This is a genomic window from Flavobacterium sp. KBS0721, assembly GCF_002007065.3.
GTDB lineage: Bacteria > Bacteroidota > Bacteroidia > Flavobacteriales > Flavobacteriaceae > Flavobacterium > Flavobacterium piscis.
This window is the reverse complement of record NZ_CP042170.1, coordinates 175,745-200,605: the sequence shown is the minus strand read 5'-3', so window position 1 is coordinate 200,605 and position 24,861 is coordinate 175,745. Positions and strand designations below refer to the sequence as shown.

The following is a 24,861-nucleotide window of genomic DNA, read 5'->3' as shown; positions in this document are numbered from 1 at the left end:
TGATAGAGAATGTGAATTTATCCTCTAAGTTAAATAATTTTATTTTTTAATTGAATGTTTAATCTCGCAAAGTCCCAGTGACGCAAAGTTTGATTTTTTCTCAGAACTTTAGAGCTTTGGCAGCTAAACATAATTATGGCTATCAGAAATAGAATTATTTTATTTTTGGTGGTAACCAAATCGAAGTAAAACCATCAGAAATACTAGCATTATTGTAGTATGAGATTTGTTTTTTTGTAGAAAAATTAAAAAGATTATTGCTTAAATCAATTTCGTTTGTGATCAGGCTCAATTGCAGAAATGAAGTTGTACAACCTGAATGATCGCATTTTCCGTTGCAGCCATGGTGGCTTTTTTGATCTTTTTTAGTTTTTGTACAACAATTCTTCTGGCAGGAATTCGTAATTTCTTTTTTTGAAGTTGCTTTCTTTTCACAATCCATTTTTTCTTCGGTTTTTCCACATGCATAACCCGAATTGGACATCAAAAAGAAGCCAAGAGTTAAAAAGAGAAATAATATGTGGAATTTTTTCTTCAATGAAATTGTTTTTGAAAGTACAAATTTAGATATTTTTTTTAAGAGCAACTATACATTTAAGATTTCCAATTTTAAGTTTTTTTGAAATCAGTTGGTTTCATGTTTTTTCTCTTTTTAAAATAGTTCGAAAGATGACTTTCATCGGTAAAACCAAACTCGTACGCTATTTGTTTAATAGGAAGCTGATTGTTGTGAATTCTTTTTTCGATTAATGTGGTTCTCAAATTATGAATATATTCGCGATAACTAATAGAAAATGTTCTTTTAAAATAAGCGCTAAAATAGGTTTCAGCAATATTAAAATGATTCGCGATAACTTTTATCTGAACCAGTTTTGGCTGATAAATATTCTGATGTATATAGGATGTTATCTGTTCGTTATCGATTGAATTTCCTTTAACAATAAGATTCTGGCCACGCATGGTTTCTTTAATTAATCCAAAAATTGAAAGAATTTGATAAAAGACAATAGGAGAGGTCGAAACATCTGTTTTACAATTATAAGCAGCAATGTTCTCGATTGTGTTTTTTAATATTGTTTTGCAGGGATCATCTAATTTAAGAACCGTTTCTTTTAGGGTCTTATCACGCATGAAACTTTCAGGAGTATGAATTAAAAATTCATCACAAGTAAGATTTTGTTTCGAATTGAAATAATTATCGGTAAACTTAATATAGAAAAAGCGTGTACTCTTTTTAATATCAAAATAATGCTCGTCTTCTGGTGAAATTACAAAAAGATCACCTGTTTTATAAGGTAATAAGTTGTTGTTCAGGTGATGAACGCCAGTCCCTTTTTTGATATAAATGATTTCATAATAAGTATGCGTATGCGGCGGAAGGTGAAATTTCTCATCTTCAAATTCATCAATGACTAGAGTTTTGAATTGATTTAAAATTGGCATAACTTAAATTTACAAGTTTATATCGCAAATGTACAACTAATTTTCTGCTTAACAGTGTTAACTTTGCACCATAGAAAATCTATTCCTTTCTTATAAAAACAAATGAAAAAAAGTCTTATTGCACTCTCATTAGGAGGATTAACAATTGGTATTACCGAGTTCGTTATGATGGGTTTGTTGCCAGATATTGCCTCAGATATGAAAGTTTCGATTCCGGTTGCAGGTTATTTAATTTCTGCTTATGCACTTGGAGTTGTTATTGGAGCGCCTTTATTAGTAATCCTTGGAAGAAACTTTCCACCAAAGAAAATGCTTTTAATCTTAGCATTGATGTTAACTGTTTTTAATGCGCTTTCGATTATTGCGCCAGATTATAATTTTTTATTCGCATCCAGATTTCTTTCCGGATTACCACACGGAGCCTTTTTTGGGGTTGGCGCAGTTGTAGCGAGTCGTTTGGCGGATAAAGGTAAAGAGGCACAGGCTATTGCGATTATGTTCTCGGGTCTTACATTAGCCAATTTAATAGGTGTTCCTATTGGTACTTATATAGGGCATCATTTTATATGGCGCTATACTTTTATATTAATTGCTGCTGTAGGATTGCTTACATTTTTATTTATTTCTTTATGGATGCCAAATCTGGAGAAAAGCGGAAATGTAAATATGAAAACCCAACTGCAATTTTTTAAGAAAACCGAGGCGTGGCTAATTATAGGTATTACCGCAATTGGATTTGGAGGATTATTTGCCTGGATTAGTTATATCGCACCTTTATTAATTAATGTTTCTAAATTTTCAGCCGAAGACGTTTCCTATATCTTAATTCTTGCCGGATTAGGAATGGTAGTGGGAAATTTTCTTGGAGGTAAACTAGCCGATAAATACTCGCCGGCACCAACAGTATTAGCTTTGTTGTTTGTCATGTCAATCGATTTGATTTTGGTGTACTTATTTTCATATAATCAATACATTTCTTTATTCCTGACTTTTCTGACAGGTGCTATTTCTTTTTCGGTAATTGCGCCTATACAAATGTTGATGATTAAAACAGCTAAAGACGCTGAAATGATTGCTTCGGCAGCACTTCAGGGAAGTTTTAATATCGGGAATGCTTTAGGAGCTTTTTTGGGAGGTTTGCCTTTGGTAGCAGGATACAGTTATGCCTCGCCAAATCTTATTGGAGTTGCTATGGCTGTTATCGGAATGGTAATCACCTATGTTTTGATGCAAAAACATAAAAGTAATTTACAGCTGCAGCGTGCTTAATAATATGTAAGTTTTTCTTTTTAATTATATAGCCTTTAAACGATCTTGTTTAAAGGCTTTTTTTTGCTTTAAATTAATTGGCTCTTCTTAACCAATTTTTTTATAAATGAAATCTATAATGAGAGTTCCTTTTTTCTTTAGATTATCTTTTTAAGAATATTTACAGTCTTAATTTAATCATTAATAAATTTTTAATCTTTATCGATGTAATCGATTGTTTTTTATGTAATATAACAATAAATCTGAACAAAACAATAATACAATTCATATTTTTAGTTGCGTAAAATTACATAAGTCGTATAAAAAAGTGCTTTTATTTTTAATGTAATATTTTTTTTAGGAAATTATTATGAATTTTAACTTTTTATATAAAAAAAATATTTATGTTTGTGTAATCGATTACAACTTCGTGTTACTTTACTAAAAACGGCTATTTATAAAATAAAAATTGATATTATTCCCAAGTATTAATAGCCTTTAAAGATCAAAAAGTTTAAAAGATTACAAACACAAAAAACCACTAAAAACAATAAACTATTAATAACTTAAACAATCGACCATGAATTTTAAAGATTTATTTAACAAAGGAACTAATTGTTGCTTTGCAGTTGTTTTCTTATTGTGTTTACTCACAAGCAACCGTATGAATGCTCAGTCGGTAATACTTGAAGGAACAGTAAGAGATGCTGCAGGATTAACTTTACCCGGTGTTAATGTATTAGAAAAAGGAACAAAAAATGGTGTCTCTACAGATTTTGACGGGCACTATAAAATAAAACTTTCAAATCCCAAAACAGCTATTCTAACTTACTCTTTTATTGGTTTTAAAACCAAAGAAACTGCTGTTGCAGGAAAAACAAAACTAGATATTGTTTTAACTGAGGATTCTAACGAGTTAAACGAAGTTGTCGTTGTTGGATATGGAAAGGTAAAAAAATCAGATTTAACAGGTTCTGTTGCTTCAATTTCTGGAAATGATTTAAAGAAAGTTCCTGTTTCTAATGTTGCAGAAGCTTTGACCGGAAGAATAGCAGGAGTTCAGGTTACTTCATCAGAAGGTTCTCCGGATGCAGAAATAAAAATTAGAGTTCGTGGTGGCGGTTCACTAACACAAGATGCTTCGCCTTTAATTATAGTAGATGGTTTTCCTGTAAACAGTATGAATGACATTGCATCTTCTAATATTGAATCAATGACCGTATTAAAAGATGCTTCTTCTACAGCAATTTATGGTTCAAGAGGAGCAAACGGTGTTATTATTATTACCACTAAAACAGGTAAAGACGGAAAAATGGCAGTTAGCTTTAATATGTTTTATGGTATGAAAACAATGGCTAACGATATTGATGTCCTTCCTGTTGGTGATTTTGTAAAATGGCAATACGAATATGCTATGCTTAGCCAGACAGATAAAACTATTGTAAGTAATCCAACTTCTTATACCAAATTTTTTGGTAACTGGGCTGATCACGATTTGTATAACGGTGTGAAAGGAACTGACTGGCAAAAACAAATTTACGGTCGTCGTGGTGAAGTAAATAGCCGTGATTTAGGAATTCGCGGAGGAAATGACAAACTTAATTATAATTTTAATTATTCCTATTATGATGAGAAAGCAATCATGATTGGTTCTAATTTTAAAAGAAATAATTTATCATTGGCATTAAAAAATAAAGCAAGCGAGAAAATTGATCTTGCTTTTACAGTACGTTACTCTGATACAGAAATAAATGGAGGCGGTAACAATGATCAAAAACAATCTTCATCGCTTGACAGCCGTTTACGACACAGTGTTGGCTATGCTCCGGTTCCAATGCCGGGATTAACAACTGATAATGAAGACCAGACTGTTAACAGTTATTTAGTAAATCCATTTTTAGTTGTAAGTGATAATGATCGTCAGCAATCTCGAAAAAATTATAATTTATTAGGAAGCTTTGGCTGGAAATTGGCTCAAAATCTAAAATTTCAAAGTGAGTTTGGATTGGATAATAATAATTATACAGATTATCGTTTCTACGGATCATCTACATATTTTTCGAGCACTGCTAAATTTGGAGCAGGAATGCCTGGTATGGTAATGAGTGATCGTAAAGATGTACGCTTTAGAAATGCCAATACATTAAATTATGATTTTAAAAATATCTTAAGAGATAAGCATCACTTGACAGCCCTTTTAGGAGAAGAAATGATTACGACTACTTCAAATAATGTGACAACAACAGTTCTGAAATATCCTAGTTTCTTTGATTTGGATCAGGCAAGGAAATTAACAACTCAGGGAACTCCACTTTCCGTGGATAATTTTTATAGCCCTGATGATAAATTACTGTCATTTTTTGGTCGTTTAAATTATGATTATAAAGATCGTTATTTATTGTCAGCATCTTTCCGTGCAGATGGTTCAAGCAGATTTTTAGGGAACAATCGTTGGGGATATTTTCCAGCAGCTTCGGCAGCATGGAAAATTTCTGAAGAAAGTTTTTTGAAAAATACATCCTGGTTAAATCTTCTTAAGTTTAGACTAAGTTATGGTCAAGCAGGTAACAATAATATTCCGGTAGGACAAACAGTTCAGAGCTATCAATCAAGTACTAATACCAGCATGAATGGTTTTGATAATTATTGGTCACCATCGAGTGTTTTGGCAAATCCAAATTTAAAATGGGAAACTACTGTGACACAGGATTTGGGTCTTGATTTTGGATTTTTCAAAAATCGTTTGAATGGAACTTTTGATGTATATAAAAATGTTACGCAAGATTTGTTAATTGAATTTCCAGTAGGAGGTACAGGTTATAAGACTCAGTTTCGAAATATGGGAGAGACACAAAATACAGGTTTTGAGGCTACTGTGAATTTTGTAGCAATTGAAAGGAAAAATTATGGTTTAAATTTTTCTGTTAATATTGGTATTAACAAAAATAAAATTAACTCTCTTGGCGTAATGGATAATTTCGGAATGAATACCAATTGGGCATCAACAGATATTGGTAACGATTATGCTGTAAATGTGGGGTCGCCAATAGGGTTAATGTTTGGTTATCAAAGTGATGGCAGATATGAAGTTTCAGATTTTGATTATGTTGGAGGAAAATACACCTTAAAAGCTGGTGTGGCCGATGCTACAAGTGTTATTGGTACTATTGTACAGCCAGGTATGATGAAATTAAAAAATACTGATGGTTCTACAGATAATAAAGTTACCGCATCAGATCAAACAATTATTGGTAACTCTAATCCTAAAAGCACAGGAGGATTTATAATTAACGGTAATGCTTACGGTTTTGATCTTTCTGCAGCTTTTAACTGGAGTATAGGAAATGATATTTATAATGCAAACAAAGCAGAGTTTTCAACATCAAACAGAAATGGACAATATAAAAATTTAAGTTCTGAAATGGCTGATGGTAAAAGATGGACAAATGTAGATCCTCAGTCAGGACAATTAGTAACAGATCCTACTGCTTTGCAGGCTCTAAATGCTAATACGACAATGTGGTCTCCTTATATGAAAAATTTTATGTTTACAGACTGGGCGGTAGAGGATGGATCTTTTTTAAGGCTGAATACCCTAACTTTAGGCTACACCACGCCCGAATCGTTTACATCTAAGTTGGGAGTAAGTAAATTAAGATTCTATTTTACGGCAACAAATGTTTTTGTAATTACAAATTATTCTGGACCGGACCCTGAGGTGTCAACAATAAGAAGAACGCCACTAACACCTGGAGTTGATTATTCAGCATATCCGCGCAGCAGACAATTGGTTTTTGGTTTAAACCTTAATTTCTAATTTAAAATTTATCAAAAATGAAATATAAAGTAATAATAGCAGGATTAATTATCTCGGGTTTATTTGCTTCTTGTCAGGATTTAGGAGAAGAATACTTTGATACGCCTGCACAATCAACATTAGGCGACGAAATTATCTTTTCTAATGCTGAATTAGCACAAGGTGCTGTTGATGGAATAAAAATCTCATTTGGAGAAGAGCAGTCCTACAGAGGAAGACTTTTAGCTTATCAGGGATTGAATACTGATACGGAGTGGCTTTTAGCCTCTTCCAGTGATAACGCCAAATCAGATTTGGTGGTGTATAATGCTAAGTCTGACAATACAGAGATGAACTCTCCAAAAAATGCCTGGGCAATGATGTATGAAGGAATTGAGCGTGCCAATCTATGTATTAGAGGTTTGCGTACGTACGGAGATACTAAGTCTAATAGCGCATTAGGACAGTTATTGGGAGAAGCACTAACATTGCGCGCCATTTATTATGCTGATTTGGTGAGAAACTGGGGAGATGTTCCTGCTCGTTTTGAACCTGTTGTTACAGCAACTATTTATATTCCTAAAACAAGCCGTGACGAAATTTATAAGCAATTGATCGCTGATTTAGATGAGGCTTCTGATTTGGTGGCATGGCCTAATGCATCTTCGGCAACTTCAAGTACTGAACGAGTAAATAAAGCTTTTGTTAAAGGTTTAAGAGCTCGTTTGGCTATGATGGCAAGCGGCTATCAGCAATATCCTGACGGAGTTAGAAGAAGCAAAGATCCTGAACTTTCGGTGGCTAATATGTATAAATTGGCATTAGAGGAGTGCCGTTCTGTAATTAACAGTGGTTCAGCACATTTAGAACCAACTTTTGAAGGATTATGGAAAAAATACAATCAGGAAACCTTAACGGCTGGAGGCGAGTCTCTATGGGAAATTCCTTTTGGAGCTACAAGAGGAAGGATGTTATATACTCTTGCGGTTAGACACGATGCTGTAGATCAGTTTCAAGGTATGGGAACAAACAAAGGTGGTGCTAACGGACCATTACCATTCGTTTATTATGACTACGATCAGGCTGATACCCGCAGAGATGTTACTTGTGTTCCCTATAAATGGGGAGCTGCAGTAAACGGAAAAGCAAAACAAGAGCTTGGAGACTTACAAACCTGGTATTTTGGTAAATACCGTTTTGAATGGATGAACCGTTTTGTTACTGCACCAAATGATGATGGTGTAAATAAAATTTATATGCGATATGCAGAAGTGCTTTTAATTGCTGCTGAAACTGCTAACGAATTAGAAGGGCCAGCATCTGCAGCAGTTTATTTAAAAGAAATTCGTCGCAGAGCTTTTGCTGCAGGGAGTCAGGCTGTAAAAGTAGATGCTTACGTAGACGCATTGACAAGTAAAGAAGCCATGATGAATGCTATTATTGAAGAAAATAAATATGAATTTACTGGAGAAATGGAACGTAAATATGCGCTTATACGTTGGAATTTATTAAAAACAAAATTAGATGAAGCCAAAGAGAAAATGACCAATCTGAAAGCACGTACAGGTTCCTATCAGGATGTTCCTTCAACATTATATTATAAATACAAGGATGATGGAATTACATTGGATATTTACGGATTAAATAGAGGAGAAACTCAGGCTCCAACAGGGTTTACTTCTAAAGCTTGGGATAAATTGGAAGATAATAAAATAAGCAGCTTGTACAAATTAGGAGTTGATCCAGATAAAAGACAATTTTGGCCAATTTGGCAAACGTTTATTGACGGAAGTAATGGTCAATTGAAAAATGACTGGGTTTTAGGTAACTAATAATAATTAAATTATAGTTTATAATTATGAAAGCAAAATATATATTAAAAGGATTGCTGGCTATGTTTTTATTGCTAGTTGCCAGTTGCGAAAGCTATAATGAAGGAGTTCTAGAAGATATTGGAGCGAGCAGAGCATTTTCTCCAATAGAACTAAAAGCCTTTGTTAGAAATCAAACCTCAGTAGAATTAAACTGGACAGTAAAAAGTGATGTAGATTATTATGTTGTAGAATTTAGTGCAGATGATACTGAGTTTAAAACGATTTACAAAACAGTAAAAGTATTGCCTACAGAACTTCCTATAACAATTCCGTTAGAAGGAGAAACCGTTTATTCAATCAGAGTAAAAGGAGTAAGCGCAACAGGTGCAGCAGATTCTAAATGGTCTGTTACAACAGCTACAACATTGACAGAGCAAATTTTATTACCTGTTGCTGATGCTGATGTTGAGGCAAAGCAAGTTACATTAAGATGGACTCCAAATAGTACTGTAACACAAATTTCTATCAATCCAGGCAATATTGTACATGCTGTAACAGCAGAAGAAAAAATAGCAGGAGTTGCTTTAGTGTCAGGTCTTATAAGTGAAACAGATTATACAGCAACTTTACTTAATGGAACTAAAACAAGAGGAGTTAGGACGTTTAAAACCGGAATAGATATTGGAACCGGAATTTTAGTAAAACCTACCGATGACTTAAATGCTGCTATTCTTGCTGCTCCTGCAGGTTCTACATTAGTGCTTATGCCTGGCGATTATCAGGTGTTTAAAGGTGAAATTATTTTAAACAAAGGAATTACAATAAGAGGATTACGTGCGGGTGATAAACCATTATTGCATGTAAGATTTACTCTTAATGCCGGCACAGGAAATGTTTCATTAATTGATTTGAATTTGGAAGGAAGTACTGCTGGAGATACTAGTTTTATTACAATTAATACTGCTAGTGCAATTTATGGTGACATATTAATTAGTGGTTGTTATGTTCATGATTATTTACGAGCTTTAATTTATGGAAGTGTTAATTTGGCAAAAGTAAATTCATTTACGGTAGATAATACTATAGTTGAAAATGTAAGTACTAATGCGCAAGCTGAGACTGTAGATTTCAGAAACACTTATGTAGCAAGTATCGTATTGAAAAATAGCACATTTGACTCTTGCTCGATCGGACGTGAATTTGTTCGTGTAGATAATGCCGGCTTAACAGGTACGGGTTTAACAACAAATGTATTAATTGATAAATGTACTTTATACAATGTTTCAAGTAATGTAGCGTCGAAAAGAATTTTATATCTTCGATTTGGAGCTAATACTTCTACTGTGAGAAATACGATAATTGCTTCAACAACAGCAATTTATTCGAACCAGAATGGTTCAGGAACACCTACTGCTCCGCCAACTTTTGCAGGTAACAATTATTTTAATGCTAGTTTATTATATACAGTTGGTGCTAATTCAATAACAGTTGATAAATCGACAACATTTACAACTGTAAACCCACAATTTGCAGATGCTGCAGCGGGTGATTTCACAATAAGTAATCAAACATTAAAAGACAACGGAGTGGGTGACCCTCGTTGGATAAAATAGTTCATTTTTAAGTGTTAGTTAGAAAAAAAGGGATGTAGCTTTAGGCTATATCCCTTTTTTGTTTTCAAATTAAGTAGGTCAAAGGTTTTTAAATACAGAACGGAAATCTGAGACTAAAAACTGCGACTGCAAACTTTTTAATTATTCAATATCCAAATCAAATTTTTCTAATAATCCTGCAAGTGCGGCATGAGATACTTTGGTACTTTTTATTTTGTTTTCAGAGGGATCAAATGCATAATTTCGTGAACTTCTAAAATCAGTTTTTTCTAAAATACAATCCTGGAAAGTAGCATTGGCAAGATCACAATTTTTAAATACAGCTAAAGACAAATCAGTATTTGAGAAATCGACATCTTTTATCGAGCAATCTATAAAGTATGTTTTCTTTAGTTTTTTGTAAATAAAAGTCGAATAATCAAGAAGGCAATCCTGAAAAGACATCGAAAACAAAAAGCTATTACTGGCACTAAAGTCAAGTCCCATTAATTTACAACCGATAAATTTGATGTTTTTTAATCCTGTATTTTTAAGAACAGAAAGCGAAAGATTGCAATTCTTAAAAGTACAATCTAAAAAATCGATAGAACTGAAATCGCTTTTAGAGAAGTGGCAATTGATAAATTCGCAGTTTACAAATTCATTATCAGATAGTTTTTGATCTGAGTAATCAATAGTGTCAAAGGTTTTGTTCTGATGTAATGCAGTCTCCATAATAGTAAGTTGAGGTTTGAAAGAGTTTTAAAAAGGCAGTTTATTCTAATTCGATGCAATCGAAAACTTGATTTTTTAGAACTATTTCGTTTATTTCTTCTTCACTGTCAATTCTTAAAATGTTATCACAATCTTCAAGATCAAAATTCCAAAAAGCATTTGGTAGTAATTCTTGAAGCAATGCATTTGCGAATTCTAATTTCGAATTTGTATCAACGGAAGTCTTAAAAACATAAATCATAGTTTGCTTTTTTTTTACTTGGCAAATTTCAATAAATGCTTTTCGTTTTGATAGGATTCTGCAAGCAATAATTAGGATTTATCAATCAATTTTCGATACTGGATAGGAGTGATTCCTTCAAATTTTTTAAAAAACCGACTAAAGTAAGAATGATCCTCATGTCCAACCTGCATTGCTATTTCGCTTACAGAAAGAGAGGTTTGAAAGAGTAAATATTTCGCTTCTAACAAAATGGTTTCATCAATCCATGTGGCTACGGTTTTGTTTGTGATGGCCTTGACGGATTTATTCAAATGATTTGGAGTAACATTGAGTAAAGAAGCATAATAGTTGACCTGATGATGTGTTTTGATATTGGTATAAATGAGCTCTTTAAACTTATTGGTAATCACTTCAGCTGCCGAAATACTTTTAGCACTTTTAACCGAATTTTTATTCATTTCATAAAATAATGTAATCAAATACGATTGCACAATATTGAGATTTGCGCTTGAAGTTTCTGAATATTCTTTGTGAAGTCGCTTAAGAATGGCTGTAATATCAGGAACATCATTAACATCCAGCGTGATTTTGGGATTACCGGAAATTTTCATGAAATCAAATTCATTGATCATTTCACGGCTGCCGTATTTTCCAATTAAAATATCAGGATGAAATTGGCATATAAAGCCTTTGTGTATATTATTAATATTTTCAAGAGAGAAAATCTGACCAGCCGGTATCACGATGATTTCATTATCGGTAGAAGTATATTCCTGATACCCCAATTTCATAACATGCAGACCTGAGGAAATAAAAATTAAGGTATGACAAGAATGTTTAGAAGGTGGAACAGGATGCTGCATTTGCATCATGTCCTCAATTTCAAGACAGAAAAAATGATCCGAATTTGATTTGAAAAGCAAATGAATAGGATTGTCTTCTCCCAGAAACTTCTCGCGAAATCCTGTTGGGCTGTAGGTTTTTATTTTCTCAATTGTTTTTGCCTTCATATTCAATAATACAATCTAAAATCGAGCAATTTGCACAAAGCATAATGTTTTTGATACAATTCTTCTACCACTTCAGTAATATCATCATTATCCTGATACAAACTAAAAAAGGCTTTGTCGATTGTGCTGGAACTGGCAATTTTATTATAAGTAGATCCGTAACCTGAAATAGCGCGCGCACCCGTGATGTCGAGAAAATATTGTGCCTCTTCATCATTTAAATCCAAAACCTTTAAATTGGCAAAATGAATGATTTTACCTTTCATTTTTCCTTCAAAAAGTTCGGCTATTTCTTCGAGACTGTAATAGTAATCGTGCAGGCAAATAGTATTTGCTTCACCTGGCATTACCAAATAGATGATTTCATAATCTTTAAAATTATGATCTTCGTAAAGCAACACATTCAAACTTTCTTCAAGACCTTCAATTGTATCGCAGGTTTTATAAATACTGGCAATACCCTGATCAATAGCAATTTCTTCCAGGTTCTTTACTACCAGGGTCTCTCTGTCGTCGTCTACGTCTGGGACACCTTCGAGGCAGAAGATGAATTTTTCGTAATCCATACTATTGTGTTTCGGGTTGCTGATAAGTCTTTGTTTTTCCTATCTCACAAAAGTATTTTTTATTGTCGAAAAACTGCTATCACAAAAGTTTTTTAACGCATTTTTGACATTGAATAAATAATCTCCTTTTGCTATAAACACAATCTAAAATTAGATATAAAGTAATGTGATAGAATCTTTTACAAGAAGAGGTAAGCAATCTAATTTTTAAATCGCTGAGAATAAATATTAATGCCAAAAATAATTGCTGATGTTACAAATGGCACAAAAGCAGAGATTTGCCAAAAAAGTTCTGTTCCGGTTTTTAGTCTTGTATTTGATATGGAGAAGATTCCTAGACCAATAAAGAAAAGACAAATAATTAATAGAAAAAATTGAATTTTATAGTTGATCTTCATGTTTTATGATTTTTATAAAAGTAATAAAAATGCTACTCAGCCCTATTCAGTATCCAGAATTTCTGCCACCATTTTGGTGCGGCCTCTTGTAAAGTTGCGGCATAATTGATAATGGTAGATACTCTTTTATTGCCGCAAGCAGCACATAAAGAAGCTTTGGGAGTTCTATAAGGTTTAGAACAATTTTCACATTCAGAACCGTATAAGTCGATACGATGGTGCATGATCGCGTTAGGATTGGTCTCTTCAAATCCTGTTAAATTTTTATAATAGTCAAGCAGGTCTTTAAATCGTTTTTTTCTGGTCATACTACATTTCCCTGTTTGAAAACCATCTCGATATAGTTTAGAGGCTACTTTATATTCCTCTTCATTAAGCATAGGAACTTCCATTTTGCAACGCCAACACCAAAGATTTTTCATAGTTTTCTTTTTCAGGTTTGAAATGTATAATGAGTATCTTTTTTAATTTTTAAGTAAATGTTTTGCTAATTTATAATCGTTTGTTGAGAATTATTTACGGTTTCTCACATTCGGTAAACAAAATTCGTTTTTTTAACATTTATAACACTACGTAGAAATACCTGATTTTAAAGAGAAAATGTAAAATTATAGATAAAAAAATGCGGATTAGTTTGTACCAATCCGCTTGTCTTATATGCCTAATGATATATTTTAGTGAGATACCGCTTTTAAACCTATAATTGAACCAATAAGCGTTGTAATAAAAAAGAGTCGCCAGAAATTAGCAGGATCTTTAAATAGTAGAATACCAATTAAAACAGTTCCAACAGCTCCAATACCTGTCCAAACGGCATATGCGGTACCAATAGGTAAAGTTTGTGTTGCTTTCATTAAAAGTCCCATACTCACAATAAGCGATATTAAAAATCCGGTATACCACATGTACATTTCGTTTCCGGTAGTTTCTTTTGCTTTTCCTAAACACAATGTAAAACCCACTTCAAATAAGCCGGCAATAACTAAAATAATCCAGTTCATATCTTTTTTTTTGCAAAGGTTAGAAAAGGAATTGGCAGGGAATTTTACATTTGTTAAAAAATGAAACTATTTTATTTCGGCGCGAATTCTACTCAAACTCACTTGAGAAATTCCTAAGTAAGAGGCAATATGTCCCAATTGTACACGCTGAATTAAGTGCGGATAATCAGTAAGTAATTCTTTATAGCGTTCTGTAGCAGTACGAAACTGGCGCGAGATCAGGCGTTCTTCGGTTTTTACAAGTTCTTTTTCGGCAAATTTTCGTCCCCAATTGGCAATGTGGATGTCTTCTTCAAAGAGTTTCTGTAGTTTCTCAGATTTTAATTCATATAAATCACAGTCTTCCAGAAGTTCAATATCTTCATATCCTTTCTGGTTGGCGACATAACTTTTCATTGATAAAACCGTGTCTCCTTCTTTGCCAAACCAAAAAGTAACCTCGTTGTCATCGCGATTGGCATAAGCTCTTGCAATTCCCTTTCGAATAAAATAAATAGTGGTTTCAATTTTATCAGCACGCAATAAAATATGACCTTTAGAGAAACGCACTTCTTTTACACAATTTTGAAGTTTTAGTTTTGAAAGTTCCGGAAGAGGATAGATCAGGTCAAGAATTTGGTCTATTTCCATGTTATGTTTTTATTTTAAAATGTTTTAAATCAAGCCACAGATTAAGGGATTATAAAAAATCTGCCAGATCTGCTAAATCTGCGTGAAAAATATCTAACACTTAGATTTATAAAATAGCATCAAGAGACTGTCGTAAAATAGTTACGGCATTTTCCATTTCCGTTTGATCAAAATGTCCAAAACCTAAACGCGTTGCCGTAAGATTTTTGGTTTGATATAAAACTGTTTTGGGCAAAAATAATCCATTTGCGGCACATTGTTTCTGCAATTGTATCAAATTAAAGTGATCCAGCCATTCTACCCAAATCGCCAAACCTCTTAACGGAACCTGAAATTTGATTTTTCCTTCCAGTTTTTCTTTCAATAATAAAACAAAATTATCCCTGCGTTCTTTGTAGATTTTTTTGTTTTTTTTCGAAAGACGATGCACTTCGCCTTCCTTGATCCAATCAGTTAAAACCTGTTCCTTGATAACATCAATTCCAGATTCGAGAATGTTTTGATGTTTTTCGAGTTCTTTTATAAAAGCAGATGGTGCAGCGATAAATCCGTAACCAAATCCTGCCGGTAAAGACCTTCCAAACGATCCGATGTAAACTACTCTTTCGTTTGAATCTAAGGCGGCGAGAGGCAGAACGGGATTATTGTCATAATGAAAATCAAAATCGTAATCATCTTCAATAATCACAAATCCGTAGCGATTGGCCAATTCCAGAACTTCCATTCTTCTTTTTGCACTTAGTGAAGTTGTTGTTGGATAATGATAATTTGAAGTTAAATACAAAATCCTGATTTGATGTTCCTCGCAAATTTGTTTTAACTGTTGCGTATCGATGCCGTCTTTATCAACGGGTATTGTAATAATTTGTGCACCACTATCAGACAATGTCATATTAGAAATATAATATCCCGGAGAAGCCACTACCACTTTATCGCCTGGAGAAATAAGTAGTTTAGTGACGAGATACAAACTAATTTCATGACTGCTTGTGGTAAGTAAATTAGAGGTCGAAATACGAATTCCTCTCGTTAAATTTAAAAAATTAGAAAACTGGGTTTTAAAATTCAGATGAGACTGCGCCTGAATTTGTTCCCAGGTTTTGGTGGTTTTTTGTTTTTTTAATTTAGAAACATACAATCTTGCCAGAACATCGCTTTGTACCAATCGCAAATCAGGCAAACCATCATTAAACTGATACGGCAAATCGCTGGTTTCTTTTGGGTTTTCAAGAATTGTAGAATGTTTAAAAGTAAAACCTTCGTTTGCTTTTGAGACATTTTTACTTTCGTCAGTAAAATCGGCTTTGTTTTTTTGTTGTTTTTCAGATAATATAAACGTGCCCTTGTTGGGCAAAATTTCGATCCAGCCTTGCAATTCGAGATCCTGAAAAGCTTTGATCAGGGTATTTCTGTTTACTTCTAATACTTTACATAATATGCGGGTTCCCGGAAGTTTTGTGCCTTCAGGAAGCAACCCAATTTGTATTGCTTTTATAAACTCAAAAACGATTTGCAAATACAAAGCGGTAGTTTCTTCAGGCTTGAGCTGAATGAAACTTTTAAAAGGAATTTGAACCGGACTATCCATTTTTGTAAAACTGGTATACATTAGTAGTACGGCAAGGTACTACTTTTGCAAAAAATTAAAACAAATGACAAAACTTTATTTTGCTGCACTGACTCTATTAAGTGTTAGTTTACAAGCTCAGGTGCAAAAAGATACCATTAATATTGATGAAGTAATTATTCATGAAAATAGGTTTAGTACGCCTATATCCAAGAAAAACAGAAACGTTTACGTAATTGATCAGGCTACAATTGCAAAATTACCAGGAAGATCTGTTCAGGAAATTCTGCAATATGCCAACGGAGTTGACCTTAGACAAAGAGGCCCTTTTGGAAGTCAGGCTGATGTAAGTGTCGACGGAGGAAGTTTCGAACAAACGGTGGTTCTTTTAAACGGAGCCAAAGTTATAGATTCTCAAACCGCTCACAATATGCTTAATCTCCCTATTCCGGTTGAGGTAATTGAAAGAATCGAAATCATCCGCGGACCGGCAGCGCTTACCTATGGTGTAAATAGTTTAACAGGAGCAATCAATATTATTACCAAAAAACCAACGCAGTCCGGATTTTTAGTCAATAGTTATGCAGGTTCGAATTTCGAAAAGGATACACAAAATACGGGTGATACTTTTTATGGTACCGGAATTCAGGTTGGTGGTGTCTTAAGCAAGGAAAAACAGCAACATTCGCTTTTTGCTTCGCATGATAAAAGCAATGGATATCGCTACAATACAGCTTTCGAAAATAATAAAATCTTTTATCAGGGTAATTACCAGTTAAATGATACCAACGAAATTTTAACTTCATTTGGTTACATCAATAATGGCTTTGGAGCAAACGGATTTTATGCAGCGCCAGGAGATAAAAACTCAAGCGAAGTGGTACAAACAACTTTTGCATCGGTACAATCGAAACATCAGTTATCTGAAAAATGGACTTTGATGCCTCGGGTAAGTTACAGATACAATTATGATGATTATCGCTATTACGGAATTTCGAACCTCAACGCAGGAAGAAGCCAGCATTATACCAACTCAGTTGCTGCAGAAGTGAATACGACTTATAAAATGGAAACAGGAGAATTAGGCTTTGGAGCCGAAGTAAGAAGCGAAGATATTCACTCGTCTAATATTGGGGATCATAATCGTGATAATTACGGAATTTATCTGCAGTACAGAACGACTTTTATCGAAAAGCTTGATGTAAATTTTGGAACTTATGTCAATTATAATTCAGATTATAAATGGCAGGCTTACCCGGGATTAGATGCAAGTTATGCGATTACAGATGCTTTTAAGATCATTGGAAATATTGGCACAAGTCAGCGTATTCCTTCGTTTACTGATTTATATCTTAACCAGCGTCCGGGAAATATTGGAAATCCGAATCTGGATACCGAAAATGCTTTTCAGAGTGAAATAGGATTCAAATACATCAAAAGGGATTTTAGTTTTAATGCCAATTATTTCTTTAGAAAAATCAGCAATTTTATCGACTGGACAAGAAATGTAACAACAGAACCGTGGCAAAGTAACAACTACGGAAACCTGAATACCAGTGGTTTCAATTTGCGTACCAATTACAGAGTCAGTTTTTCTAACGATTCTAAGTTGAATATCAATCTGGCATATTCTTATCTGGATTTTAAATTTCAGGATGTAATTTCGACTGTTTATGCCAAGTATTTGGTTTCATCTCTGGAACATCAGGTAACCAATACAATAGATTTTCAGCATAAAAATTTTACCGCTTTATTTGCAACCCGTTTTAGCCAAAGAGTAACTGGACCATCGTATTGGGTAAATGATTTTAGAGTAAGTCAATCGATCAAAAAAGTGACTGTTTATGTAGATGCGCAAAACATCTTTAATGCGACTTATTATGAAGTAGGAGCGGTGCCTCTTCCTTCAAGATGGTTTAGCCTTGGAGTAAAATTTGTGACTTTCTAAGCTTCATTATTCTTTTAAAATAAAAATATAAAATCCCTTTAATCATTTATGATGAAAGGGATTTTGCTTTTAAAAAACAGATTGTTTGCTATCTATACTGATTTTAGGATTAATTTTCTAAGTTTGTACAGACCTCATCGTTTAAAATTTACGTGTTATTCATAAATCCAAAAATCACAATTTGAAAATTCCTGTTTACAATCAGAGTTCAGAAGCAGTTGGCGGTATTTATATTGCCGAATCGTCTGTATTGGGACGAGATGCAGAAACCATAAATAAATTAGGAACACATCGCGATGATTTTTATATTTTTTTTGTGCTTATCAAAGGCAAAGTCATCATGAAATGTGATATGATAGACTTGAAAATTAGTGCACAAAGTATTGTAGTTATAAAACCTTTCCAGATTCATGCGCCAAAATTTGTTTCACCGGATGCAGTTGGATATTATATAAGTGTAGCTCCATTTTTAATTCCGAATCATTGTGCAGCTGTTTTTCAGAATCTGAAAATTGTTGATCAGGTAAATAAAATTGATAAACTCCACAAGCACGATCTTTTACAAACTGTTGCGCTATTGCACCGTTCTTTTGAAGATACTATTCTCAATAAAACGGCTATTGTCAATGGTCTTTTTAATGCTTTAGTTTACCGTTTTGTCAATATTTATTCAGCATCCAATACTGTAGCATCAGAAATTAAAAATCAATCGATGCTGATTTATTCTAATTTTAAACAATTAATTTCTGAAGTTACTTTTTTAGAAAGTCCATCGTTTTTTGCTCAAAAATTAAATATTACTACTTCCCATTTGAATTATTGTGTGAATGCTTCGACAGGTAAATCAGTCACTTATTGGTTACAAAATAGCATGATTATAGAAGCACAGCGATTGCTGTATTATACCGAAAATGATGTCAAAGAAATTGCCTTTATGTTAGGATTCGAAGACCATACTTATTTTTCAAGATTATTCAAAAAAATAACTGGCGAAACCCCATTAGCCTTTCGATTGAAATTCCGCGAATAGTCCAATCATCCCTATTTCCTCTGCAACCTGTTTTTTGTGTTTTAGTTTCAATTTTGCATTGAAATTAAAACATACCATTATGAATTCGATGCCTAAAATTATTGGAGATTTTATGGAACTTGCCTTTAGCAGTAAAATTTGCAAAGTAAAAGTTACCGATACTAAAATGCTGAGCCAAAATATAAAGAGAATTAGGTTCAAAGGTCATTTTCCGCACATCAATTTTAAAATTGGCCAAGCCATAATTATCAGGATTGATGATACCAATTATCGAAATTATACGCCCAGTAAATGGAATAGCGAAAAAGGAACATTTGAAGTTATTTTTCATATTCATAAAAATGGTCCTGGAAGTTATTTCGTCGAAAACCTAAAACCTGATGATCAAATAACGGTGGGAATGCCACGAGGTTTTGAGTTTTTTAAAAAAGAAGAAAAATACCAGTTTTTTTATGGAGATGAAACCTGTATTAGTGTTTTTAAAAGTTTAAAGGATGAAATAAATGCTAATGAAAATAATTACCTCGGTATTTTAGAACTGGATCCTGATGATATGGAAGTTCCTGATAAACTAGGATTCTCAGTTGATATTGTTCCAAAGACTCCCAACAAAGCCGAATTTGCAATAGAAACACTGAATAAATTAGATGCTAAAATTTGGGATTTATGGCAACATGGACAATTTTATTTAATGGGAAATGCAAAGTCTATTCAGGCGTTTAGAAAAGTATTAAAAGAAAAAGGTGTCCTCAATAAAAAAATCTATACCCAGGCTTATTGGGCCGAAGGAAAAATTGGATTGTAATCACATAATCAAATAGTTGAAGCTGTAGTGTTGCATTTTGATACAATTTAGAACAACCAATTTCAGATTTTTTGCATCATAAAAGAGTAGTTTTGAGGCGAAACAAATTTAGTTTTTTTAACCACAAAAAAAGGCTCAAAATGGTACATGAAAGAGTGATGGAGAAGTTGTCGATTTTGGCTGATGCGGCGAAATATGATGTTTCATGTTCGTCAAGTCAAAGCAATCGAAAAAATAAGGATAATGGACTAGGAAATGCAAAAGGATATGGTATTTGTCATTCGTATACCGAAGATGGCCGTTGTGTTTCGTTGCTGAAAATTTTACTGACCAACCATTGCATTTTTGATTGCGCGTATTGCGTAAGCCGAAAAAGTAATGATGTAAAACGCGCCGCTTTTACGGTGCAGGAAGTCGTTGATCTTACGATTGGTTTTTACAGAAGAAATTATATTGAAGGTTTGTTTTTGAGTTCTGGCATCTTTGATAATCCAGATTATACGATGGAACGTTTGGTGAGGATTGCCAAGAAATTACGATTAGAAGAAAATTTTAATGGTTATATACATCTTAAAGCCATTCCGGGAGCCAGCGATGAATTACTGCAACAAGCCGGAATGTACGCCGATCGTTTGAGTGTAAATGTCGAAATGCCAACAGAGAAAAGCCTTAAATTACTGGCACCGGAAAAAAATCATATCGATGTGATTAAACCAATGGAATATCTGAAAAATGAAATTGTTGGTCATAAAGAAGAGAAAAAAATCAATTATAAAGCTCCGCTATTTGCTCCGGCAGGGCAGAGTACACAAATGGTAATTGGTGCAACACAGGAAAATGATATGGAAATTCTGGGAATGGCCAATTATTTTTATGATCAAATGAACATGCGACGCGTGTATTATTCCGGATATGTACCCATAAGTTATGATACCAGACTTCCTGCGATAGGAACTCCGGTTCCGATGATTCGCGAAAATCGTTTGTATCAGGCCGATTGGTTAATTCGCTTGTACGGATTTAATGTAAATGAAATCGTGGGTTTTGATCAGCCTAATCTGGATCTGGATATCGACCCAAAATTAGGTTGGGCATTGCGTAATATGAATCAGTTTCCAGTCGATGTTAATACTGCCGATCTCGAACTAATTAAGCGTATTCCGGGTATCGGTTTTTTGAGTGCCAAAAAAATTGTAGCTGCAAGAAAATTTAAAAAATTAGTGCCTCAGGATTTGCAAAAATTAGGAATCGCCTATACGCGCGCTAAATATTTTCTGGCATTTGCAACACCTTTTCAATTACAAAAGGATTTAACTTCTATTCAAATCAAAGATCATATTCTCAATACTCAAAAGAGTAAATACAAGAGTGACTTTTCGAATCAGCTTGCTTTATTTTAGTTAATTAAATGCAATGGTAGTAATTTTTAACACATAGAAACATAGCCTTTGTTTATTAAAAAGGCGTTTCACTTAATTAAAATGCATCCCGAAGCTTCGGGGACTATGTGAAAGAAATGTATTTCTTTTTTGTATCCTTTTTTGCATATAAAATCTATGTTTCTATGTGTTTAATATTGAGCAAACGAATGGACGAAGTAATCACAATTACGGAATAAAATTAGAATGACACAGATAATTTACGATGGTACTTATGAAGGCTGGGTTACAGCCGTATTCGAAATTTATGAATATAAATTGCAGGATATTGTTTTTGCCAAAAACGAAGCCTCTGCCGATTTGCTTTTTTCTACCAATCATACAGTGATTACAGATGAGATAAAAGTAAAGCGGGTTTTAAGCGGATTACAAAAACGTTTTTCGAAAAATGGATTTCAGGGTTTATATCATGCCTTTTTATCCGAAACCAATAAGATCGAAGAAATCATGTTTCGGTATGTGCAATATGTATTGTCAAGTACAATAAATGTAGAAGACGATTTTAGTAATAATGATGTTTTAGAACTGCGAAAAGCCATTAGGCTTACCGGAAAAGAATCACATCGAATGGAGGCATTCGTCAGGTTTCAATTAACAGAAGACCAATTGTACTATGCGATCGTCGAACCGGATTGCAATGTTTTGCCCCTTATAGAAAATCATTTTAGAAGCCGTTATGCTGATCAGCGCTGGTTAATTTATGATGCCAAACGTAAATATGGTATTTATTATGATCTGAAAAATGTTTCGAATGTAGCAATACAGTTTAATACTGAATCTAATTCCTCTAAGTTTTTAGCAGAAATAGGCGATGAAGGCGAAGAACTTTTTCAGGATTTATGGCGCAATTATTTCAAAAGTGTCAATATTGAATCCCGAAAAAATACAAAACTTCATCTCCAACACATGCCAAAACGATACTGGAAAAATCTAACAGAGAAAATTCCGGATATCAAGGGTCGGGTTTAGAAGTAATGCTTTACAAACTATCTTTTAGAGATAACGCAATTTTTCCTCTTCAATATCTAAATAATGCATTTGTCGCCTAATGATGGTTTCATCCAGCGTTTGATCTTCTTTGTTTTTAGCAATTAGCCATTGTCTTTGCTCGTTTAATAAATCAAGATAAATTACTTTCAGTTCTTTGCCTATTGCTTCATCATCAATGCCATTACTGTATTGTTCCCATTTATGAATAAGATGCTGTAAAGAAGTATTATTTTCGATTTGGTCGCTGTAATTGGTCTTAAGATAATTTAAAGCAAATTCGGCTAATTCGTGGCGCAGGTTATTATGAGCTTCTTCTTTTGGCAGCGGATCATAAACATCTGTAAGATTAATTTTTTTAATGAAATAAGGCAAGGTGAGTCCCTGAATGACCAACGTTAAAAGAATAACGATAAAAGTGATAAATAAAATAAGATTTCGCTGCGGAAAACCGTTGCCATTATTCAAATAAACAGGTATAGACAGGGCAGCAGCTAATGAAACTACACCTCTCATTCCGGTCCAGCCCAATATAAAGGGGGTTTTGTAACCGGGATTTCTGCTATCGGCAACTGTAATAAAATTTCGGGCAATGAGCGTCACGACAACAGCACCATAAGAGGATATAATTCTACTGATAATTAAAACAAATGTTATCAGAACGCCATAACCAATTGCTGACGAAATGCTAACAGCCTCGACTTTAAGTCCGTTTGTAATTTGCGGAAGATCTAAACCAATCAGCATAAATACAAAACCATTCAGGATAAAAGTGAGACTCTGCCAAACATTGATACCCTGCAAACGAGATCTGCTGCTCAAAAATCGGTGTCGGTTATTAGACAAAAGCAATCCGCCACACACTACGGCCAATACACCTGAACTGTGAACTTCTTCGGCAGCGAGGTAAATAATATAGGGTGTAGCTAATGATAAAACGATATCTGCATTGGCATCTGTAGGCAAATATTTATGTGCTTTCATAAAAAGCCATCCAATTAATAAACCAATTCCAACTCCGCCAAAAATCATCCAGCTAAAACTTACCGCTGCTTTATAAAATATAAATTGCTCAGTTGCCACGGCAATCATCGCAAATCTGAAAATTATTAAGGAGGAAGCATCATTAAGTAAACTTTCGCCTTCTAAAATGGATGAAATAGTTTTAGGCACCTTTACAAATTTCAAAATAGCACCGGCACTTACCGCATCCGGAGGAGATACAATTCCGCCCATAACAAAGCCTAATGCTAATGAAAATCCGGGAATAATATAATTGGCCACTAATGCTACAGAGAGGGCCGAGACAAAAACGACTACAAAGGCAAAACTTGTAATAATGCGTCGCCATCGCCACATTTCTTTCCATGAAACTGTCCACGCCGCTTCGTATAATAATGGCGGCAGAAATATAAAGAAGATAAGATCGGGTTCGATTTGTATTAAAGGCACTTTTGGAATAAAACTGATAGCCAATCCTGCCAATACTAATAATATGGGATAAGCTACTTTTATTTTATTAGCCAACATAATCAGTAATAAAATAACAATTAAAAGACCTAAATAAAAAGGGAAATTCTCAAGCATTCTTTTGTTTATAGATTTTAATTTAAACTTCTGTATTCAATTGGGGTGTAACCCGTATTCTTTTTAAACATTCGATTAAAATGCTGTGGATATTTAAAACCAAGTTCAAATGCGATTTGACTAACGGATTTGTCAGTATCAAAAATTCGTTCTTTGGCTAAGGTAATTAATTTTAACTGAATGTGTTCCTGAGCTGATTTGCCTGTTTCTTTTTTAATTAAATCACCAAAATAATTCGCAGAAAGGTGCAAACGATCGGCAAAATAGCCAACCGAAGGTAAGCCCGAATCTTTTGCAATTTCAGATAAAAAATACTCATTCAACAAATTTTCAAACTTCGATAAAACATCAGTATTGATATTTTCTCTGGTAATGAATTGCCTGTCATAAAATCGAACACAATAATTAAGTAACAATTCTATAGTATTACTGATGATGCCTTTACTGTGCTTATCAATAGAGTGAATTAATTCGTAATCTAATTTACTAAATAAATCTTTTATTATTTGCTGTTCTTTCAAAGATAAATGAAGTGCTTCATGTGAGTCATAAGAAAAGAACGAATACTGATTTATATTTTTTGCCAGTGAAGTTCCTCTAATCAGATCAGGATGAAAAAGTAATGTTAGGCCAGTAGATTTATAATTCTCAGTATTATTAACCTCGAGTATTTGTCCGGGACCTATAAAAACCATTGTACCATCATCATAATCGTAATTGTTACGCCCGTATTTTAACTCACCGCAATTTCCGGCTTTTAAAAATATAGCATAAAAACCAAAGTGTATTCTGGTATGATTGGGGAGTGCTTTGCTATTAGAATTATCAAAAATACTTATTAAAGGATGCTGGGTTTCAACATCTTTTAATTGATTGTACTGTGTAACTTTTTCGAGTTTTATAATAGGATCCATGATGCGTCTATGAAATTATATACACAAATATACTACTCAGATTTTTAATAACTTAGCGTGATTATGCAAATCAGTAAAAATGGTTAGAATAGCAGTAATATGTATTATAGGCAAGTGAGATTATTGGC

21 protein-coding genes are annotated in these 24,861 nt (G+C 33.7%); 9 read left to right on the top strand and 12 right to left on the bottom strand.

Features of this window, described 5'->3' with window-relative positions:
* Positions 1–154 precede the first annotated feature (154 nt).
* Both B0M43_RS00995 and B0M43_RS00990 read right to left on the bottom strand, forming a co-directional pair.
* Positions 155–538 carry a hypothetical protein gene (locus tag B0M43_RS00995; RefSeq protein WP_168199918.1) on the bottom strand — a complete coding sequence of 128 codons (384 nt, stop codon included), beginning with the start codon at positions 536–538 and terminating at the stop codon, positions 155–157.
* Between the two features lie 71 nt (positions 539–609).
* Positions 610–1,443 carry an AraC family transcriptional regulator gene (locus B0M43_RS00990; protein WP_078005874.1) on the bottom strand — a complete coding sequence of 278 codons (834 nt, stop codon included), beginning with the start codon at positions 1,441–1,443 and terminating at the stop codon, positions 610–612.
* A 102-nt stretch (positions 1,444–1,545) separates the two neighbouring features.
* Between B0M43_RS00990 and B0M43_RS00985 the strand changes: the two genes are divergently transcribed.
* From B0M43_RS00985 to B0M43_RS00970, 4 genes are all read left to right on the top strand, one after another.
* Positions 1,546–2,712 (top strand): MFS transporter, encoded by a 1,167-nt coding sequence (locus tag B0M43_RS00985; RefSeq protein ID WP_078005873.1) that lies wholly within the window; start codon positions 1,546–1,548, stop codon positions 2,710–2,712.
* A 559-nt stretch (positions 2,713–3,271) separates the two neighbouring features.
* Positions 3,272–6,508 (top strand): TonB-dependent receptor, encoded by a 3,237-nt coding sequence (locus B0M43_RS00980; RefSeq protein WP_078005872.1) that lies wholly within the window; start codon positions 3,272–3,274, stop codon positions 6,506–6,508.
* 17 nt (positions 6,509–6,525) lie between these two features.
* Positions 6,526–8,319 (top strand): RagB/SusD family nutrient uptake outer membrane protein, encoded by a 1,794-nt coding sequence (locus B0M43_RS00975; RefSeq protein WP_078005871.1) that lies wholly within the window; start codon positions 6,526–6,528, stop codon positions 8,317–8,319.
* 26 nt (positions 8,320–8,345) lie between these two features.
* Positions 8,346–9,914: a DUF5123 domain-containing protein gene (locus B0M43_RS00970; RefSeq protein ID WP_078005870.1), complete on the top strand. Its 1,569-nt coding sequence runs from the start codon at positions 8,346–8,348 to the stop codon at positions 9,912–9,914.
* A 141-nt stretch (positions 9,915–10,055) separates the two neighbouring features.
* Here the strand turns inward: B0M43_RS00970 and B0M43_RS00965 are convergent, their stop codons facing one another.
* The 8 genes from B0M43_RS00965 to B0M43_RS00930 all read right to left on the bottom strand — a co-directional run bounded on the left by B0M43_RS00965 (position 10,056) and on the right by B0M43_RS00930 (position 16,065).
* Entirely contained in the window at positions 10,056–10,628 is a 573-nt protein-coding gene (locus B0M43_RS00965; RefSeq protein WP_078005869.1) for a pentapeptide repeat-containing protein, read from the bottom strand.
* A 40-nt stretch (positions 10,629–10,668) separates the two neighbouring features.
* Positions 10,669–10,869: a hypothetical protein gene (locus B0M43_RS00960; protein ID WP_065451020.1), complete on the bottom strand. Its 201-nt coding sequence runs from the start codon at positions 10,867–10,869 to the stop codon at positions 10,669–10,671.
* Positions 10,870–10,940: 71 nt separating this feature from the next.
* Positions 10,941–11,861 carry an AraC family transcriptional regulator gene (locus tag B0M43_RS00955; RefSeq protein ID WP_168199917.1) on the bottom strand — a complete coding sequence of 307 codons (921 nt, stop codon included), beginning with the start codon at positions 11,859–11,861 and terminating at the stop codon, positions 10,941–10,943.
* A gap of 2 nt (positions 11,862–11,863) precedes the next feature.
* Positions 11,864–12,427 (bottom strand): DUF6642 family protein, encoded by a 564-nt coding sequence (locus tag B0M43_RS00950; RefSeq protein ID WP_065451022.1) that lies wholly within the window; start codon positions 12,425–12,427, stop codon positions 11,864–11,866.
* A gap of 430 nt (positions 12,428–12,857) precedes the next feature.
* Positions 12,858–13,247, bottom strand: a complete 390-nt coding sequence (locus B0M43_RS00945; RefSeq protein WP_210418042.1) for a hypothetical protein — start codon at positions 13,245–13,247, stop codon at positions 12,858–12,860.
* Positions 13,248–13,499: 252 nt separating this feature from the next.
* Positions 13,500–13,826: a multidrug efflux SMR transporter gene (locus tag B0M43_RS00940; protein WP_078005868.1), complete on the bottom strand. Its 327-nt coding sequence runs from the start codon at positions 13,824–13,826 to the stop codon at positions 13,500–13,502.
* Positions 13,827–13,892: 66 nt separating this feature from the next.
* Positions 13,893–14,456, bottom strand: coding sequence for a Crp/Fnr family transcriptional regulator (locus tag B0M43_RS00935; protein ID WP_078005867.1), 564 nt, complete (start codon positions 14,454–14,456; stop codon positions 13,893–13,895).
* 106 nt (positions 14,457–14,562) lie between these two features.
* Complete coding sequence (locus tag B0M43_RS00930) at positions 14,563–16,065, bottom strand: PLP-dependent aminotransferase family protein (protein ID WP_246860183.1); 1,503 nt, start codon at positions 16,063–16,065, stop codon at positions 14,563–14,565.
* Positions 16,066–16,108: 43 nt separating this feature from the next.
* On the opposite strand from B0M43_RS00930, the gene B0M43_RS00925 reads away from it, so the two are divergent.
* From B0M43_RS00925 to B0M43_RS00905, 5 genes are all read left to right on the top strand, one after another.
* Positions 16,109–17,971, top strand: coding sequence for a TonB-dependent siderophore receptor (locus tag B0M43_RS00925; RefSeq protein WP_078005866.1), 1,863 nt, complete (start codon positions 16,109–16,111; stop codon positions 17,969–17,971).
* Positions 17,972–18,152: 181 nt separating this feature from the next.
* On the top strand, positions 18,153–19,001 hold the full coding sequence (locus B0M43_RS00920) for an AraC family transcriptional regulator (RefSeq protein WP_078005865.1): 849 nt from the start codon (positions 18,153–18,155) through the stop codon (positions 18,999–19,001).
* Positions 19,002–19,080: 79 nt separating this feature from the next.
* Positions 19,081–19,806, top strand: coding sequence for a siderophore-interacting protein (locus B0M43_RS00915; RefSeq protein WP_078005864.1), 726 nt, complete (start codon positions 19,081–19,083; stop codon positions 19,804–19,806).
* Between the two features lie 140 nt (positions 19,807–19,946).
* Positions 19,947–21,206: a putative DNA modification/repair radical SAM protein gene (locus B0M43_RS00910; protein ID WP_078005863.1), complete on the top strand. Its 1,260-nt coding sequence runs from the start codon at positions 19,947–19,949 to the stop codon at positions 21,204–21,206.
* Between the two features lie 225 nt (positions 21,207–21,431).
* Entirely contained in the window at positions 21,432–22,214 is a 783-nt protein-coding gene (locus tag B0M43_RS00905) for a TIGR03915 family putative DNA repair protein (RefSeq protein ID WP_078005862.1), read from the top strand.
* 24 nt (positions 22,215–22,238) lie between these two features.
* On the opposite strand, the gene B0M43_RS00900 is transcribed toward B0M43_RS00905, so the two are convergent.
* Positions 22,239–23,819 (bottom strand): Na+/H+ antiporter, encoded by a 1,581-nt coding sequence (locus tag B0M43_RS00900; RefSeq protein ID WP_078005861.1) that lies wholly within the window; start codon positions 23,817–23,819, stop codon positions 22,239–22,241.
* A gap of 17 nt (positions 23,820–23,836) precedes the next feature.
* Positions 23,837–24,733, bottom strand: coding sequence for an AraC family transcriptional regulator (locus B0M43_RS00895; protein ID WP_078005860.1), 897 nt, complete (start codon positions 24,731–24,733; stop codon positions 23,837–23,839).
* Positions 24,734–24,861: the final 128 nt, after the last annotated feature.

Bases quoted from the DNA above. Each gene is read 5' to 3' on its own strand.
- B0M43_RS00990 (WP_078005874.1), bottom strand. From the start codon at position 1,443: ATGCCAATTTTAAATCAATTCAAAACTCTAGTCATTGATGAATTTGAA.
- B0M43_RS00985 (WP_078005873.1), top strand. From the start codon at position 1,546: ATGAAAAAAAGTCTTATTGCACTCTCATTAGGAGGATTAACAATTGGT.
- B0M43_RS00980 (WP_078005872.1), top strand. From the start codon at position 3,272: ATGAATTTTAAAGATTTATTTAACAAAGGAACTAATTGTTGCTTTGCA.
- B0M43_RS00975 (WP_078005871.1), top strand. From the start codon at position 6,526: ATGAAATATAAAGTAATAATAGCAGGATTAATTATCTCGGGTTTATTT.
- B0M43_RS00970 (WP_078005870.1), top strand. From the start codon at position 8,346: ATGAAAGCAAAATATATATTAAAAGGATTGCTGGCTATGTTTTTATTG.
- B0M43_RS00965 (WP_078005869.1), bottom strand. From the start codon at position 10,628: ATGGAGACTGCATTACATCAGAACAAAACCTTTGACACTATTGATTAC.
- B0M43_RS00960 (WP_065451020.1), bottom strand. From the start codon at position 10,869: ATGATTTATGTTTTTAAGACTTCCGTTGATACAAATTCGAAATTAGAA.
- B0M43_RS00955 (WP_168199917.1), bottom strand. From the start codon at position 11,861: ATGAAGGCAAAAACAATTGAGAAAATAAAAACCTACAGCCCAACAGGA.
- B0M43_RS00950 (WP_065451022.1), bottom strand. From the start codon at position 12,427: ATGGATTACGAAAAATTCATCTTCTGCCTCGAAGGTGTCCCAGACGTA.
- B0M43_RS00945 (WP_210418042.1), bottom strand. From the start codon at position 13,247: ATGAAAAATCTTTGGTGTTGGCGTTGCAAAATGGAAGTTCCTATGCTT.
- B0M43_RS00940 (WP_078005868.1), bottom strand. From the start codon at position 13,826: ATGAACTGGATTATTTTAGTTATTGCCGGCTTATTTGAAGTGGGTTTT.
- B0M43_RS00935 (WP_078005867.1), bottom strand. From the start codon at position 14,456: ATGGAAATAGACCAAATTCTTGACCTGATCTATCCTCTTCCGGAACTT.
- B0M43_RS00930 (WP_246860183.1), bottom strand. From the start codon at position 16,065: ATGTATACCAGTTTTACAAAAATGGATAGTCCGGTTCAAATTCCTTTT.
- B0M43_RS00925 (WP_078005866.1), top strand. From the start codon at position 16,109: ATGACAAAACTTTATTTTGCTGCACTGACTCTATTAAGTGTTAGTTTA.
- B0M43_RS00915 (WP_078005864.1), top strand. From the start codon at position 19,081: ATGAATTCGATGCCTAAAATTATTGGAGATTTTATGGAACTTGCCTTT.
- B0M43_RS00910 (WP_078005863.1), top strand. From the start codon at position 19,947: ATGGTACATGAAAGAGTGATGGAGAAGTTGTCGATTTTGGCTGATGCG.
- B0M43_RS00905 (WP_078005862.1), top strand. From the start codon at position 21,432: ATGACACAGATAATTTACGATGGTACTTATGAAGGCTGGGTTACAGCC.
- B0M43_RS00900 (WP_078005861.1), bottom strand. From the start codon at position 23,819: ATGCTTGAGAATTTCCCTTTTTATTTAGGTCTTTTAATTGTTATTTTA.
- B0M43_RS00895 (WP_078005860.1), bottom strand. From the start codon at position 24,733: ATGGATCCTATTATAAAACTCGAAAAAGTTACACAGTACAATCAATTA.